The organism is Polymorphospora rubra, assembly GCF_018324255.1.
Lineage (GTDB): Bacteria > Actinomycetota > Actinomycetes > Mycobacteriales > Micromonosporaceae > Polymorphospora > Polymorphospora rubra.
Genome location: NZ_AP023359.1, coordinates 293324 through 309761 on the forward strand (window position 1 = coordinate 293324; position 16438 = coordinate 309761).

General features: G+C 72.8%; 12 protein-coding genes. 4 read left to right on the forward strand and 8 right to left on the reverse strand.

Annotated elements, in window-relative coordinates; translation table 11 throughout:
• Window positions 1-21: 21 nt before the first annotated feature.
• Complete coding sequence (locus Prubr_RS01305; protein ID WP_212820813.1) at window positions 22-786, forward strand: AIM24 family protein; 765 nt, start codon at window positions 22-24, stop codon at window positions 784-786.
• 573 nt (window positions 787-1359) lie between these two features.
• On the opposite strand, the gene Prubr_RS01310 is transcribed toward Prubr_RS01305, so the two are convergent.
• The 6 genes from Prubr_RS01310 to Prubr_RS01335 all read right to left on the reverse strand — a co-directional run bounded on the left by Prubr_RS01310 (window position 1360) and on the right by Prubr_RS01335 (window position 8378).
• Window positions 1360-1878 (reverse strand): hypothetical protein, encoded by a 519-nt coding sequence (locus Prubr_RS01310; RefSeq protein ID WP_212820815.1) that lies wholly within the window; start codon window positions 1876-1878, stop codon window positions 1360-1362.
• 49 nt (window positions 1879-1927) lie between these two features.
• On the reverse strand, window positions 1928-2419 hold the full coding sequence (locus Prubr_RS01315; RefSeq protein WP_212820817.1) for a hypothetical protein: 492 nt from the start codon (window positions 2417-2419) through the stop codon (window positions 1928-1930).
• Between the two features lie 51 nt (window positions 2420-2470).
• Window positions 2471-4729 (reverse strand): HelD family protein, encoded by a 2259-nt coding sequence (locus Prubr_RS01320; protein ID WP_246569139.1) that lies wholly within the window; start codon window positions 4727-4729, stop codon window positions 2471-2473.
• Between the two features lie 254 nt (window positions 4730-4983).
• On the reverse strand, window positions 4984-6066 hold the full coding sequence (gene gsmA, locus Prubr_RS01325; protein WP_212820821.1) for a sporangiospore maturation cell wall hydrolase GsmA: 1083 nt from the start codon (window positions 6064-6066) through the stop codon (window positions 4984-4986).
• A 114-nt stretch (window positions 6067-6180) separates the two neighbouring features.
• Window positions 6181-7824: a CocE/NonD family hydrolase gene (locus Prubr_RS01330; RefSeq protein ID WP_212820823.1), complete on the reverse strand. Its 1644-nt coding sequence runs from the start codon at window positions 7822-7824 to the stop codon at window positions 6181-6183.
• On the reverse strand, window positions 7824-8378 hold the full coding sequence (locus tag Prubr_RS01335; protein ID WP_212827310.1) for a MarR family winged helix-turn-helix transcriptional regulator: 555 nt from the start codon (window positions 8376-8378) through the stop codon (window positions 7824-7826). Before Prubr_RS01335 ends, Prubr_RS01330 begins: the two co-directional genes overlap by 1 nt.
• A gap of 209 nt (window positions 8379-8587) precedes the next feature.
• On the opposite strand from Prubr_RS01335, the gene Prubr_RS01340 reads away from it, so the two are divergent.
• The gene (locus Prubr_RS01340; protein WP_212820826.1) at window positions 8588-10732 is read left to right on the forward strand and encodes an MMPL family transporter; all 2145 of its coding nucleotides are present in this window, start codon (window positions 8588-8590) and stop codon (window positions 10730-10732) included.
• 65 nt (window positions 10733-10797) lie between these two features.
• Here the strand turns inward: Prubr_RS01340 and Prubr_RS01345 are convergent, their stop codons facing one another.
• Both Prubr_RS01345 and Prubr_RS01350 read right to left on the reverse strand, forming a co-directional pair.
• The gene (locus tag Prubr_RS01345; protein ID WP_212820828.1) at window positions 10798-11646 is read right to left on the reverse strand and encodes a lytic transglycosylase domain-containing protein; all 849 of its coding nucleotides are present in this window, start codon (window positions 11644-11646) and stop codon (window positions 10798-10800) included.
• A 296-nt stretch (window positions 11647-11942) separates the two neighbouring features.
• Window positions 11943-13460 (reverse strand): DedA family protein, encoded by a 1518-nt coding sequence (locus Prubr_RS01350; RefSeq protein WP_212820830.1) that lies wholly within the window; start codon window positions 13458-13460, stop codon window positions 11943-11945.
• A gap of 131 nt (window positions 13461-13591) precedes the next feature.
• Here Prubr_RS01350 and typA point away from each other — a divergent pair, with 131 nt between their 5' ends.
• Entirely contained in the window at window positions 13592-15460 is a 1869-nt protein-coding gene (gene typA / locus Prubr_RS01355; protein ID WP_212820832.1) for a translational GTPase TypA, read from the forward strand.
• 88 nt (window positions 15461-15548) lie between these two features.
• Complete coding sequence (locus Prubr_RS01360) at window positions 15549-16406, forward strand: serine hydrolase (protein WP_212820834.1); 858 nt, start codon at window positions 15549-15551, stop codon at window positions 16404-16406.
• Window positions 16407-16438 lie beyond the last annotated feature (32 nt).

Genomic DNA, 16438 nt, shown 5'->3' on the forward strand with positions numbered 1-16438 from the left:
TACGGCGAAGGAGAAGACGACATGTACCAGAGCAGCCTGCTGACCAACACCGAAGTCGGCGGCACCGACAAGTTCGTGCTCCAGAACACCAAGATGCTCAAGGCCAACCTCGGCCAGCAGAGCGGGATGACGGAGTTCTTCGCCCGCAAGGGCGCGATGATCGCCTACCAGGGCGGCGTCAACTTCGACGGGCACCACGAGCACTGGGGCGCCCACATCTCGCGCTACATGACCGGCGAGGGCCTCAACCTGATGAAGGTGTCCGGCTCCGGGAGCGTCTTCCTGGCCAACCAGGCGCAGGACATCCACATCCTCGACCTGACCGGTGACGGGCTGACCGTCGACGGCGAGAACGTGCTCGCGTTCGAGAAGCAGTTGCGGTGGGACGTGGTCCGCATCGAGTCGCAGGTGAACATCGCCAGCGCCGGCTCGTACAACATCGAACTGACCGGGCACGGCAAGGTCGCCGTCACCACCACCGGCGAACCGCTGGTGATGCGGGTGACGCCCAGCAACTACTACTTCGCCGACGCCGACGCGGTGATCGCCTGGTCGTCGAGCCTCCAGGTCAGCATGCAGGCGGCGGTCACCTCGTCGTCGGTGTGGCGCCCTCGGGGCAACACCGGCGAGAGCTGGCAGATGCAGTTCAGCGGCGAGGGCATGGTGGTCGTGCAGCCGGCGGAGCTGATGCCGCCGTACAACGCGCTCGCCGGCACGGACATGGCCGGCCGCTTCGGCATGGGCCAGGGCGGCATGGCCGGCAACAACTTCTTCGGCGGCCGCTGAGTCCCCGGGGGCGGGACGCTTCGCGCCCCGCCCCCGTACTCCCGCGATCTTGCAGTTCTCTCCCCCGTTCGCCGGCTCGGGTTCAACCGGTTCGTGCAAGTGGTCGTTGATCAGTGCATGGATCGGTTGGACGGAGGGGTGTCGTGGCGCGAGGGCCGGGACGCTCCTGTGGTGCGTCGACCGGCGGCCACCCACACGCTTCTCGTGGCGTGGCGTGGCGTGGCGGTGCGTGGCGGTGCGTGGTGATCGTTAGCTGTTCCGCCGTTGTCCGTACGGCGTGTCGAACTGCTGGGCAGCAGATGATCACGGGTGCCCTGGCGGTTTGCCGAGGAAGGACCCCCGAGGTGTTGCGGTCCACAGCCGGCGTACGCACAACGGATTCGCTGTGGGGCGTGACAGTGGTATCCGGCCTCCGGCCGGGCCGGTGGACCGGGGCCGGTGGAGCGGGGCCGGTGGAGCGGGGAGCGGGCGAACAAGAGTCCCGCCCCGAGACACGAAGCCAGTCAAACAAGGGGGCACGCCCACCACCCGCATCAGCCCACCGCTGACGAACCGACCCCGCCATGCGCACAGTCAGAGGACGTCGACCATCTCCTTGGCCTCGCGCAGGGAAAGGCCCGTCTCGGCGCGGACCAACTTGACCGCGTCAATCAGCCGGCCCTGACGCTTCAGGTCGGTGGCCCGGTCGACCACCGACCGGTCGGCGACCTCCGGCAACCGGGGCGGCTGGCCCGGCCAGCGCGCCGGCACGCGGCCCGCCCCGATCTGCTCGACCACCTGCTTCGCCTCGGCCAGGCCCATCGGGCGCCGCGTCCGCAGGACCTTGATCGCTTGGATCTTCCGGTTCCGGCCGAGCAGCTCCAGGATATCGGCGACCAGCGCCCGGTCCGTGGCGTCGAGACGATCGAGACCTTCGACCCCCTCGGGTCCGGCGACGACGCCGGCCGGTCCGGCACCGTACCGCGCCCGCTCGGCCAGGGCGCTGCCGACCAGGTCGGCACCGGGACGGCGGCGGGCGGCAACGAACACGATCACACCGATCACCAGTACGACCACGACCACGATCGCGACAAGGGCCCCGAACCATTCCATGGCCTCACGCTACCGGCGAGCTGCCAGCCCGCCGCCGGCCTGCCGGCCCTCAGTTGACGAGCTTGGTCGCCTCGGACAGCGGCGCGCCGAGCCGCTCGCAGAGCAGCCGTACGGCGTCCGCCTTTCGGCCCCGTTTCCTGAGGGTGAGCGCCCGGTCGACGATGAACGGGTCGAACTCCCAGTCGTCCCCGACGCCCGGCGTCCGGACCGGCCAGGTGGCCGGGTGCCGGCCCGCCCCGATCTCGGCGACCAGCCGCTTGGCGTCCTCGCCCGCCATGCCGGTGTGCCCACGCAGCACATAAGTCGCCTGGCGCCACTTGCCCCGGTCGAGCAGTTCGGCGATCTCGGCGATCACCTCGGCCTCGGCCGGCATCTCCCGCACCGGCGGGTCGTCCGACCAGGCCCGACGGGCCGGCCGTCGGTCCCGCAGCGCGCCGTCGACCAGGTCCTTGCGCCGGCCGACGGCCCGGACCCGAACGATCACGGCGACGGCCACGCCGAGAACACCCGCCGTCCCGACGACCACCGGCCAGTCCACCATGGATCCACGGTACGGGGGCGCGGAGCCCGCCCGATCAGGACATCGGGGTTATCAGGTCGGCCGATCGGCCAGGTCCGCGAGAGCGGCCGGCAACTCTCCACCGTGGACGATCCCGAGCCGGCGGGTGGCGCGGGTCAGCGCCACGTAGAGATCGCTGTCGCCGCGCGGCGACTCGGCGGCGATCTCGGCCGGTTCGACGACGATGACCGAGTCGAACTCCAGGCCCTTGGCCTGGCGTACGGTCAGCACGACGACCCGGTCGACCAGGTCGGACCGGTCGCCGGCGGTCGCGTCGGGAACCGCCGTGGCGACCGCCCGGCCCAGTTCGGCGAGTCGCGCGGCGGGCACGATCACGCCGAGCCGGCCGTCGGCGACGGCGGCCGCCTCCCGGGACACCGCGTCCACGAGCCGCGCGGGCAGTTCGGCCGGTACGGTCCGGGTGGCCCACGGCGGTACGCCGGTCTCGCGTACGGACCGGGGTGGGGTGAGCGTCGGGTCGATGTCGGCGAGCAGGCGCCCGGCCACCGACATGATCTCGGCCGGGGTGCGGTAGTTGACCTGCAGCTCGGCGAGCCGCCAACGGTCGGCGACGTACGGTTCGAAGACCTGCGCCCACGACGAGGTGCCGCCGAGGTCGCCGGTCTGCGCGACGTCGCCGACCACCGTCATCGACCGGTTCGGTGCGCGGCGCATCAGCAGACGCCAGGCCATCGGGGACAGTTCCTGGGCCTCGTCGACGACGATGTGCCCGAACGCCCACCTGCGGTCGACGGCGGCGCGCTGGGCGGCGGTCAGCTGTTCGCCGTACCCGTGACGGTCGGCGAGCCGGTCGGCGTCGATCAGGTCGGTGGCGGCGAGCAGCTCCGGTTCGGCCTCGTCCTCGACGTCGATCGAGCGGGAGCCCATCGCGATCTCCAGGGCGCCTTCGGCGTACTCGATCTGGCGTTGCCGTTCCCGTTCGGCGAGGACCGCCTCGACGGTGGCGTCCTCGCCGAGGAGTTCGGCGGCCTCGTCGAGCAGCGGCACGTCAGCGGGTGACCAGCCGCCGCGCGGTTCGCGGCGCAGCAGGTCGCGCTCGGCGGCGGTGAGTTGCGGCGCGGCCGCGGCGAGCCGGGCGGCCGAGGCGAACAGGCCGGCGACGAGTTGCTGCGGGGTGAGGATCGGCCACAACCAGTCGAGTACGGCGAGCACCTCGGGCTCGCGCCGCAGTTCGCGCCGGATCTCGGCGATGTCGGCCTCGTCGAGCAGGTTGTCGCCGCCGAGCGGGTCGGCGCCGATCTTCGCGGCGAGTTGGGCGGCGAGGGCGTGGATGATCTCGGTGTCGAACATCGGCCGGGCGAGGTTGTGCAGCTTGCCGGAACGGCGGGCCCGGGTCCGGGCGGCGGCGATGGCCGCCGGGTCGAGCAGCAGGGTGTCCTGCTCGACGTTGATCTCGACGGGTTCGTCGGGCAGCCGCTGCCGGTCGGCGACCGCCGCGGCGAGTACGTCGACCATCACCGGCCGACCCTTGATCTCGGCCACCTCGGCGGGTTCGTCGCGGCGGGCGGTCACCCCGGGGAAGAGGTCCCCGGGCGTGCACAGCAGCACGCCGGTCTCGGCCAGCGACGGCAGCACCTGGGAGATGTAGTTGAGGAAGGTCGCGTTGGGTCCGACGACCAGGACGGCGCGGGTGGAGAGTTCCCGGCGGTGGGTGTAGAGCAGGTAGGCGACCCGGTGCAGGGCGACCGCGGTCTTGCCGGTGCCGGGGCCGCCCTGGACGACGAGCAGACCGGCGACGTCGGAGCGGATGATCTGGTCCTGTTCGGCCTGGATCGTCTCGACGATGTCGCGCATCCGCCCGGTCCGGCCGGCACCGAGCGCGGCGAACAGGGTCGCCTCGCCGGCCAGTCCGGTGCTGCCGGCCGGGTCGGCGGCGGTGAGGTCGAGCACCTCGTCGTCGAGGTGCACCACGGTACGACCACTGGTGCGGATGTGCCGGCGGCGGGCCACGCCGTGCGGGGCGGCGGCGGTGGCGAGGTAGAACGGCCGGGCGGCGTCCGACCGCCAGTCGACCAGCAGCGGCCGGTGGCCGTGGGTCTCGTCGAATATCCCGATCCGGCCGACGTGCGCGGTGCGGTCGTCGTCGAAATCGAGCCGGCCGAAACACAGCCCGTTCTCGACCGCGTCGAACTGTGCCACCTGCTCGCGGTACATGGCGGTGGCGGTGTCGCGCTGCGACCTGGCCTGTGGCGTACCGCCGGTTTCACGCAGCGCCCTGGCCAGGCGTTTCGCGGCGTGGTCGCGCATCGCGTCGAGCCGCTGGTAGAGCATCGAGACGTGCGCCTGCTCACGGTCGACCTCGTCGGTGCGCTGGTCGGCGGCGGCCCTGGACGAGATTGACAAATTGTCTCCCTGTTCGATAAAATCTGCGAAGAACCGCATTTCGCATGCGGTTCTTTTGTTTTCCCGAACCTAGGAGAATAGCGGGTGGGCGGCCATCACCGCACCCCACCCGCCGCATCCCATCCACCGCATCCCACCCACCGTCGGGTCCGGACCTCGTCCGGGCCGGCCCGACGGCGGCCTCACCGGTCGTAGCGGTAGAGGTCGTACTGCTTCATCAGCCTGATCAGGTTCGTGGCGTACGTCGGCGAGGTGGCGTACCCGGCTTTGTGGATCTCGGTGGCAAAGCGGTCCGGGTCATTGCTGTGGGCGAACGCGGGACGGTAGCGGCTGTTGTCGTTGAGGAACCGGCCGTGGTCGGCGAACGAGCCGGTGGCGTCGCGGTAGGCGCGGAAGCTGGCCGTGGTGTCGTAGCACCGGTTGCCCTCGCACTCGGTGGTGGCGTACGAACGGCAGCCGACCGCGATCGGGCCCGGTGCGCCGAAGCACTTGATCCCGAAGTAGTTGTGGTCGCGGCGGGTCAGTCCGCTGCCGCCCCAGCCGGATTCCTGGATCGCCTGGGCGATGGTGACCGACGCCGGCACCTTGTACTGGCGGAAGCCGGCCCGGGCCGGCTCGGCGATCCGCTGGATGAACCGGTTGCGGTCGCTGGTCGGCACGGTCGGCGGCGCCTGGCCGCACCACGGCAGGTTCGGGGCGGCGGGGTTCCAGGTGACGTACGCGTCGGCGACGAACCGGCCGCCCGACAGCCGGTTCCAGGCGTTGCTGCGCCGTACCGCGCCGGCCACCGACTGGCCCCAGGTCTGGCACTCCACGGTCAGCCGGCTGCCCTCGGCGATCGTGCCGACGCGGGCGTGGCCGGTACCGGCGCCGGCCCGCACGTTGAGCGGCCCGCCGCCGGTGCGCACCGTGGGTACGGCGGCGCTGCTGCCGCCGCACCAGGCCACGGCCGGCCGCGACGGGGTCCAGCGGAGGTAGGCGTCGGCGACGTACCGGCCGCTGGAAAGCAGGTTCCAGTTCGCCGAGCGGCCCTGGGTGCCGGTGACCTGTTCGCCGTAGACCTGGCAGGTGACGGTGACCCGGGTGCCGTCGCGCAGGGTGCCGACGAGGCGGTCGGCGGTCGAGGCGCCGGCGCGGACGTTGAGCGACCCGTCGACGCGTACGGTCGCGGTCGGCGCGCCGGTCCGCGCGACGGCCGGTGCGGGTACGACGAGGATGGCCGACAGGCCGGCGATGAGCACCGTGGTCGTGGTCGCGACGCGCACGTCGTCCCCTTTCGTACGGGCGACGGCGCGGCTACCGACACCTGACAAGGCAGGTTATTTGTCGGATTTGTGACGGGTGTGGAAACGGTGAACCAGACACCTGAAAGTGGTAGTTCAGCGCGGTTCGAGGATCGGCAGCAGGACCACCGACGGGTGCTCCGGATCGTGGTGGATCTCGCGGTCGCCGGCGCGCAGCACGACCGCCGTACCCAGCGGTTCTCCGGTGCCGGGGTTGCGGGCGTAGCGCGGATGGGCGCCGCCGCTGACCTGCACCCGCAGCCGGTGGCCGGTGGCGAACCGGTATGCCGTCGGCCACAGTGTCACCGGCACCGCCACCACCCCGTCGTCCGAGGTCGGGAACAGGTCGGGCACCACCCGGACCAGGCCGTCGCACACGTTCCGGGACCGCCCGCGCCGGTCCACGTCGCACAGCCGGACGAAGACGTCGAAGTACGGCAGCTCGCCGCGTACCCGGATCTCCGCCGCGACCGGACCGATCACCTCGACCGGCACGCGCAGCACGGCACTGGTGTAGGTGAGCACGTCCGGCCGGGCCTCCAGGGCGCGGTTGTCGACGGTGCCCGCCCGCTGGGCGACCAGCAGCGGTCCGCCCGACGAGGGTGTCGGGTCCGCCGGGTCGTAACGGAACCGGTCCGGCGTCGACGGCGGCGGCACGGCCGGGTCCAGCCCGCCGCCCGGTTGCAGGTGCCAGGCCACCGGCGTCGCCGGCGGCGGCCACCGCGGCAGGTCGCGCCAGCCGCCGCCACCGCCGACGTGGACGCGTACCGGTGCCGCGCGCAGACCGGCCGGCTCGCCGGCCAGGTGCGCGCGCAGCCAGGCCACCCCCTCGCGTACGGCCGCCGCGAACAGCCCCGGGCTGCCGTGCGTCCATGGCCCGACCGTCAGGTACGGCCCCCGGCCCGCCGTCCGCAGCCGCGCGTAGTCGGCCAGCTGCGCCGGCAGGAAGATGTCGTGCCAGCCGGTGACCATGCCGACCGGCGCGGCGACCTCGGTGATCCGGGTGTCGAAGACCCGGTCGCGCCAGTACGCGGCCCGCGGCCGGTGGTGCCGCAGCCAGTCCTGGAAGAACGGCACCGGCGCGCCGGTGGCGATCCGGTCGGCCTCGGCCAGCGGGAGGTGGGCCAGCCCGGCGACCAGTCCCGGCTGCCCCCGCTTCAGTTCGACCTGCCGGGCCAGCCACGGCACCCGCTGCGCCTGGATCAGTTCCACCCAGGTCAGCACGCTGTCGAGTGAGAAGGCCCCACCGGCGTACGTCGAGTCGCGGCTGGTCGAGGCGGCGGCGACGGCGACCATCGCGCGCAGGTCGGGGCCGGCGTCCGGGGCCAGCGCCCACTGCACGAACCCCTGGTAGCTGATGCCGAACATGCCGAACCCGCCCGTGTACCAGCGCTGGCGGCGCAGCCAGTCGACGGTGTCCAGGCCGTCGGCGCGCTCGTGGGCGAACGGTTCGAACACCCCGCCGGACCCGAAGGTGCCCCGGCACGACTGCACCACCACGTGGAAGCCCTGCCCGGCCAGCAGCCGGCCGAGTATCCGCGTCGGCAGTCCCCGCCCGTACGGGGTCCGGATCAGGACCGTCGGCGCCGCCGGCAGGTCCGGGGCGTAGTGGTCGGTGAGGAGCTTGACCCCGTCGCGGGCCCGGACCCGCAGGCCGGCCCGGTGGACGATCCGGCGGCCGCGCTCCCGGGGCAGCCGCAGCAGGCGGGCGGCGAGACCGGCCGCGAGCGCGGAGATCATCAGCCCGGTGGTCGGCCGGCCGGGGCGGCCCGGTCGGGTGCGTCGCTCCCGGGCGCGGGGCCGGTGGGGCGGCCGGCGCGTACGTCGTCGCGGTGCTGGCGCATCATCGCGGCCATGTCCCGCATGAACCGGTGCACGACCGTCAGCTCGTCGTCGGTGTAGCCGGCCATGACCCCCTCCGTGCGCCAGCCGAGCGGGCGGAAGAAGTCCATCGCGACGCGGGCGCCCCGGTCGGCGTAGCGGAGGAAGACCTTGCGCCGGTCGACGGTGTCCCGGTCGCGGCGGATGTGGCCGGCGCGTTCCAGCCGGTCGATAAGGGCGGTGACCGAGCCGGACGACAGGTTGAGGTGCTCGCCGAGCCGGCCCGGGGTGATCGGGTTGCCCTCCCGCTCCGCGTCCATCACCGCGATGAGCGCCTGGAGATCGGTGGCGCCGAGCCCGTGGAGGTTGGCGAAGGCGTGCCCGACGTGCTCGGAGTCGATGGTGAGTCGGCGCAGGTCGGTGGCGATGTCCGCGGTGAGGATCTCGCGCCGTGTGCCGCGCGGCCGGTACATCTCGTGCGTCACCGAGGCCGCCCTCCTTGTCTCGATGCCTTGCCCCACCCTGATTTGCACTCTACCGGAGCCGCCGATAATCTCGATCGTCGAGATACTCGATAATCGGCAAGTATGGTTTTCGGGAGACCGGGCATGACTGCCGGGAGACCGCGCCTGGTTGCCGGTGGTTCGTAGGGAAAAGTCAGCATGGCTATCGGGAGATGTGAATGACAGCGCGACAGGTCACCTCCGGCCGGACGGACACCGAAACCGGCGACGACCCGGCGGACCCCGCCGGCGACCACCGGCCGACCAGGATCGGCGGCCGGATCGGCGCGATCGTCAGCGGCCGGTGGAGCGCCTGGGTGGTGCTGCTCGTCGCCGCCGTGTTCTCCGCCGCCGTCATCCTCGGTGGCGGCCAGGCCTACGAAAGCACCGACCCGACGGCCGCGCTGCCCGACACGGCCGAATCCGTCCAGGTCGCCGAACTCCAACGGCAGCTGCCGAGCGGCCAGCTCAACCCGGCTCTCGTCGTCTACTCCCGTGGCGGGCAGCCACTGACCGCCGACGACGAGGCCGCCATCGCCGCCGACGCCGCCGCGTTCAGCGCCGAGGCCGCCGGCGGCCAGGTCTCCCCGCCGGTGTTCTCCCCCGACCGGGCGGCCGCCCTGCTCGCCGTACCGCTGCCCGCCGACCTCGACACCGACACCACGATCGCCACCGTCGAACGGCTGCGCGCCACCGCCGCCGACGGCCTGCCCGCCGGGTCGACCGCGCAGGTCAGCGGCGGCGCCGGATTCACCGCCGACATCGCCTCCTCGTTCGACGGCGCCAACTTCCGGCTGCTGCTGGTCACCGTCGTCGTCGTCGCCCTGCTGCTGATCGTCACCTACCGCAGTCCCTGGCTGTGGCTCGTACCGCTGGCCGTCGTCGGCACCGCCGACGTGGTCACCAACGGCCTGATCGCCATGCTCAGCCGGGCGATCGAACTGCCGATCGACCCGTCGACCACCGGCATCGTCGACGTCCTCGTCTTCGGCGCCGGCACCAACTACGCCCTGCTGCTGATCGCCCGCTACCGCGAGGAGCTGCGCCGCGTCGACGACCGGCGCGAGGCGATGCGCCGCTCGCTGTCGTCGGCCGGACCGGCCATCGCCGCCAGCGCCACCACCGTCTGCCTGAGCCTGCTCACCCTGCTCACCGCCGTACTCGGCAACGACCGGGCGATCGGCGTCGCCGGCGCGGTCGGGCTCGCCGTCGCCGCCACGTACGGCCTGGTGGTGCTGCCCGCCGCACTGTCCGTCTGCGGCCGTGGCCTCTTCTGGCCGTTCGTGCCCCGCGCCGGGCAGGCCGACCCCGCCCGCTCCGGCATCTGGGCCCGCGTTGGCGGTCTCGTCGCCCGCCGCCCGCGCGCCGTGCTGGCCGGCTCCCTGGCCGTGCTCGCCCTCCTCGCCCTCGGCCTCAGCGACGCCCGGCTCGGCCTCAGCCGCACCGAACAGTTCCGGGTCCAGGCCGAATCGATCGACGGCCTCGACACCCTCGCCCGCCACTTCCCCGCCGGCTCCGCCGACCCGACCAGCGTCATCGGCAACGCCGGCAGCGAACAGCCACTCCTCACCGCCGTCCAGGACACCCCCGGCGTCGCCAGCGCCCGCGTCGCCGAACGCACCGCCGAGCTCGTCGCCATCGACGTCGTGCTGGACGCCGAACCGGACAGCACCGCCAGCTTCGACACGATCCGCGAACTGCGCGAGCGCGTCGACGACGTACCCGCCGCCGACGCGCTCGTCGGCGGCACCGTGGCCAGCAACCTCGACACCCGCGACGCCGCCATCCGCGACCTCAAGGTCGTCGTACCGCTGGTGCTGGTCGTCGTCCTGCTCGTCCTGATCGTGCTGCTGCGCTCACTGGTCGCCCCGCTGGTGCTGGTCACCACCGTCGTCGCGACCTATTTCGCGGCCCTGGGCGCCGGCAACTTCCTGTTCACCAAGGTCCTCGACTACGCCGCCCTGGACACCTCGGTGCCCCTGCTGGCGTTCCTGTTCCTGGTCGCGCTCGGCGTCGACTACAACATCTTCCTGGCCACCCGCGCCCGCGAGGAGGCGTTCACCCTCGGCACCCGCAAGGGCATGCTGACCTCGCTGGCCGTCACCGGCGGGGTGATCACCAGCGCCGGCATCCTGCTCGCGGCCGTGTTCGCCGTACTCGGCGTGCTCCCCCTGGTCACCCTCACCGAACTCGGGATCATCGTCGGCCTCGGGGTGCTGCTCGACACCCTGCTCGTCCGCACCCTGCTGGTGCCGGCCATCGCCGTCACCGTCGGTCGCCGATTCTGGTGGCCCAGCGCCCTCGCCCGCGCCAAGTCCGACTGACCCGACGGGACACCCCCGCCCCGGCCGGTCGGCCGGGGCGGGGCGGGGCTGCCGCGGCAGCCAGGCTAGAACGCCAGGCACTCGCAGCCGGTCGTCAACGCCCGCACGTTCTCGACGTACCGGGGGTTGGGGATCACCAGACCGTCGGCGGTGTCGACCTTGCCGTAGCCGAAGTTGTATGCCGCCAGCACCGCGTTGACCAGGCACGGCGCGGTGTGGCTGGCACATTCCCCGTCGTACGTCAGCGTGTAGTCGCCGTCGAAGTAGACGTCGCCGAAGTACTTGATCAGCCAGGCCAGGTAGTTGGCGCCGAGCGTCGCGTTGTCCCGGTAGTCGTCGACGTCGTAGTTCTTCTCGAACCGCATGTTGACGTACGCCGCGGTGTCCGGCATGACCTGCATCAGGCCGATCCCGCCGTCACAGGCGATGATGTTGGACTGCCAGCCGCTCTCCTGCCAGGCGACGGCCTTCACCAGGTTGACCGGCACCCGGATGCCCGGCGCCGAGGTCGGCCAGTACGTCCGCCCCGCCGCCTCGGTCAGCGCCGCCTTCGCCTGGGCGCGGGTGGCCTGCGTACCGACGTACTTCGGCTTGCAACCGCTGGGCGCGGGCGCGGGAACGGCCGGCGGCAGCTTCGCCTCGACCGGCGGCTTACGGGTCGGCTTCGGCCGGGCCGACTTCGTGGCGCTCGGCGTCGGGCTGGCGCTGGGGGTGGGCGCGGCACCGAACCCCTGCACGTGCGGCGGCGGGGTGGGCGACTCCGTCGGTGCGCCGGTCTCCTGCGCCACCTCCGCGGCGATGTCGGGAGCTTCGCCCCCGGCCGGGTCGCCGCCGGCGGTCTCACCGCCGCAGCCGGCCACCGCCAGCACGGCCGCGACCAGCACCACCAGTGTGCGACGTGCCCGTGTCCGCATCGGACGCCCCTCCCGTGTCGTGTCCAGGCACCGGGGCCTCCGCAGCCGGGCGGCCGGCCGTACGCACCGCCCGCCGCCCAGGTCATGGCATGTCGGGACCGGCGCGGGACGCACCATAACAGCGGATGACCTTGGGCGGGACCCGCCCGGGCAAACCGGACGCCGCACCGGCCCGGGCCGATGCGCCCTTCATGACGTGGCGGTGCGTGGTGATCGTTGGTTGTTCCGCCGTTATAGGTACGGCGTGTCGAACTGCCGGGCAACTGATGATCACGTGTGCCCCGCCATGCTCACAGTCAGGCCAGGCCGTCCGCGGCCCGCGCCGGTCGGTACGCGGCGGCGTCCAGGCGGCCCGTGCTGCCGGGCTCGAGCCGCTCGGGGCCCGGGACACCGACGACCGGCCCGTCGCCGCCGACCCGCCCGCCGTCCACGGCCGGCCCGGTGCCGACGCCGACCGGACGCTCCACCGCCCGGTCGCGGGTCGCCCAGGCGATCATGAACACCACGGTCCACAACACCCCGAGCAGCACCGACGTCACCGTCTCGCTGGCGGTGCTCCAGCCGACGTACAACCGGGCGCCCGCGATCGTCGCCACCCCGACCGCGGCCCCGGTCCACGCCGCCACCGCCGCCGGCCAGTGCGCCCGCCGGGACAGCAGCCACGCCAGCGTGCACAGGCTCGCCGACGCCACCACGTTCTGGCCGGGCAGCAGCGCCGCCGGCAGCGGGCCGCCCCCCGCCGACTCGTCCAGGATGGTCAGGTCGGCCACCACCGCGAGCAGGACCGGCGGCACGAACGCGCCGACCGTACCGACCACGCCGACCAGGTCGTCGCGCCACGCCCGGGTCCGCCAGCCGTGCGCCAGCGCCAGCATCCCGACGACCGCGATCAGGAGCGAGCCGCGCAGCGCGCCGATCAACGCCAGCGCCACCTCGACGGCGCCGTCGGTGCGGTGTCCGGCGAACCAGCCGGCGATGGCCGAGTCCACACCGGACAGACCGCTGCCGTCGACCACCGTGGACACCGCCCAGGCCAGCACCAGCCCGCCGACGAACAGCAGCGCGAGACCGGCGGCGAGGTTCGCCACCAGCGCCCACCCGGATCCGACCCGCGCCGTCAGCCGGGCGAACAGGGCGCCGGACCGGTGCGCCGCGAAGCGCAGCACCGGCAGCCGGCCGGCCCGGGTCAGCAGGGCGCGCACCGGGTCGGGGTTGCGACCCAGCCACCGGCCGGCGAGCACGATCGCGACGAGCGACGCCAGCATCAACAGCACCGCCGCGGTGGCCTGCCCCAGATAGTGCGAAACCGCCGCGTACGACTCCCCCGCCAGATAGCCGACGACGACCGAGCCGCCGACCCAGCTCACCACGCCGACGAAGTTCCACGGCGCGAACCGCCGGTAGGACATGCCGGCACTGCCGGCCAGCCGGGGCACCAACGTACGGGCGAACGCCACCCACCGTGCCCCGGCGATGCCCCGCCCGCCCATCCGACCCAGCATCCGGTCGGCCCGCGCCCACCGCTCCTCGCCGACCCGGGCACCGAAGCCGCTGGCCCGCAGCCGCGGCCCGTACCGCCGGCCGGCGCGGAACGCCAGCGCGTCACCGACGACCGCCGCGGCGATCACGACGACCAGCGCCGGACCGAGCCGCAACGTCCCGGTGTAGGCCAGGAAGCCGACCAGCAGCAACGTCCCCTCGGCCGGCACGACCAGGCCGAGGAGCAGCGCGGTCTCGCCCATCACCAGGGCCGCCGCCACCACGTAGATCAACCCGGGCGGCAGGTCCGCCAACCGCATCAGAAGGTCATGCATGTCGCTCCCCCGCCACGGACGCCAGCATGCCAGCCAGACGACGACGACAGGCAGCGATTTCCACGGAGATCCGGGCCACCTCAGGGTGACCCCGACGGGGGCCGGCGGCAGGCTACCGGGAAAATATGGGCATGCAGACCCGCACCGACCTCCGCAACGTCGCCATTATCGCCCACGTCGACCATGGAAAGACAACCCTCGTCGACGCCATGTTGCGCCAGGCCGGTGCGTTCAGCGCCCGCGCCGAGATGGCCGACCGGGTCATGGACTCCATGGACCTGGAACGGGAAAAGGGCATCACGATCCTGGCCAAGAACACCGCGGTGCGCTACCTGCCCGCCGACGGCACCGGCCCGTTCACCATCAACATCATCGACACCCCCGGACACGCCGACTTCGGCGGTGAGGTCGAGCGCGGCCTGACCATGGTCGACGGCGTCGTGCTGCTCGTCGACGCGAGCGAGGGCCCGCTGCCGCAGACCCGGTTCGTGCTCCGCAAGGCGCTCAAGGCCCGGATGCCGATCATCCTGGTGATCAACAAGGTCGACCGGCCCGACGCGCGGATCAAGGAGGTCGTCGACGACACGTACGAACTGTTCCTCGACCTCGACGCCGACGAGACCCAGATCGACTTCCCGATCGTCTACGCCTGCGCCCGCGACGGCATCGCCTCGCTGACCCAGCCCGCCGACGGCTCCGTGCCCGACGACAGCGACTCCCTCGAACCGCTGTTCCGCACCCTGCTCGACACGATCCCGCCGCCCTCGTACGACGAGGAAGCCCCGCTGCAGGCCCACGTCACCAACCTCGACGCGTCGCCGTTCCTCGGCCGGCTCGCGCTGTGCCGGGTCCGGCAGGGCACGATCCGCAAGGGCCAGACCGTCGCCTGGTGCCGCACCGACGGCACCACCGAGCGGGTCCGCATCTCCGAACTGCTGATGACCGAGGGCCTGGAGCGCAAGCCCGCCGAAGAGGCCGGCCCCGGTGACATCATGGCCGTCGCCGGCATCCCCGAGATCATGATCGGCGAGACGCTCACCGACGTCGACAACCCGGTCCCGCTGCCGCTGATCACCGTCGACGAGCCGGCCATCTCGATGACCATCGGCACCAACACGTCCCCGATGGTCGGCCGGGTCAAGGGCGCCAAGGTCACCGCCCGCATGGTCAAGGACCGGCTCGACAAGGAACTCATCGGCAACGTCTCCCTGCGGGTGCTGCCGACCGACCGCCCCGACGCCTGGGAGGTCCAGGGCCGCGGCGAACTCGCCCTGGCCATCCTGGTCGAGCAGATGCGCCGCGAGTCCTACGAACTCACCGTCGGCAAGCCGCAGGTCGTCACCCGGGAGATCGACGGCAGGACCTGCGAACCCGTCGAGCGGCTCACCATCGACGCCCCCGACGAATACCTGGGCGCGATCACCCAACTGCTGGCCACCCGCAAGGGCCGGATGGAGCAGCTGGTCAACCACGGCACCGGCTGGATCCGGATGGAGTGGCTGGTCCCGGCCCGCGGCCTGATCGGCTTCCGCACCGAGTTCCTGACCGACACCCGGGGCACCGGCATCCTGCACCACGTCTTCGAGTCCTACGAGCCGTGGTTCGGCGAACTGCGCACCCGCAACAACGGTTCCCTGGTCGCCGACCGCTCCGGCGCCGTCACCTCCTTCGCCATGCTCAACCTCCAGGAGCGCGGCACCCTGTTCGTCGAGCCGAGCACCGAGGTGTACGAGGGCATGATCGTCGGGGAGAACTCCCGCTCCGACGACATGGACGTCAACATCACCAAGGAGAAGAAGCTCACCAACATGCGCTCGTCGACGGCCGACGAGACCGAGAAGGTGATCCCGCCGCGCAAACTGTCCCTGGAGCAGGCCCTGGAGTTCTGCCGCGAGGACGAGTGCGTCGAGGTCACCCCGGCCGCCGTCCGGCTGCGCAAGGTCGTACTCGACCAGACCGCCCGCGGCCGGGCCGCCGCCCGGCGCAAGCACGCCGGCTGACCTCCCCGCGACCCACCAACCCCGGAAGCGCCCCGCGACCCGCCGGTCGCGGGGCGCCCCCGTCGGTGCCCTCGGCTACCGTCACCCCGTGATTCCGCAGGACCTCGACCAGCGGCTCGCCGCCGCGGCCGGCACCGTCTCCGCCTACGTCGGGCGCCCCGACACCCCACCGGCCTACACCAGGCTGCCCGACGACACCCACTACGCCGCCAGCACCATGAAGATCGCCGTACTCGTCGCGCTGCACCGGGCCGCCGAGGCCGGCACGGTCGACCCCGACCGGCCCGTCGCCGTACGCAACGACTTCGAATCCGCCCGGCCCGGCGCACCCCGCTTCGGATGCACCGCCGACTACGACAACGACCCCGCGGTCTGGGCCCGCCTCGGCGGCACCGCCACCCTGCGCTGGCTGGCCCGCCGCATGATCGTGCGGTCCAGCAACCTGGCCACCAACATCGTGCTCGCCCACGTCGGGCTGGCCGGACCCGCCGACGTGTGGCGGCTCGCCGGCGCCCGGCACAGCGTCACCGCCCGCGGCATCGAGGACTACGCCGCCCGCGACGCCGGCCTGACCAACCTGGTCACCGCCGCCGACCTCGCCGCGCTGCTCGCCACGATCGCCGCCGGCGCCACCCGCCCCGGCCCGCTGGCCGCCCCCGCGCACTGCGTCCAGATGCTCGAGGTGCTGCGCGCCCAGGAACACCGCGACTGCCTGCCGGCCGGGCTGCCGCCGGACGTCCCGATCGCGCACAAGAGCGGCTGGGTCACCGGCGTACGCCACGACGCCGGCGTGGTCCTGCCCGCCGACGCGCCGCCGTACGCGGTGGTCGTCTGCACCACCGCGGACCCCGCCGCCGACGGCTTCGACCGCGCCGCCCACGACGCCGCCGCCCGCCGCCTCATCGCCGACGTCTCCGCGGCGGCGTGGCTGGCCCGGCACGGCTGACCGCACCGGCCGCGCGGCCCGCCCCGGCTGGA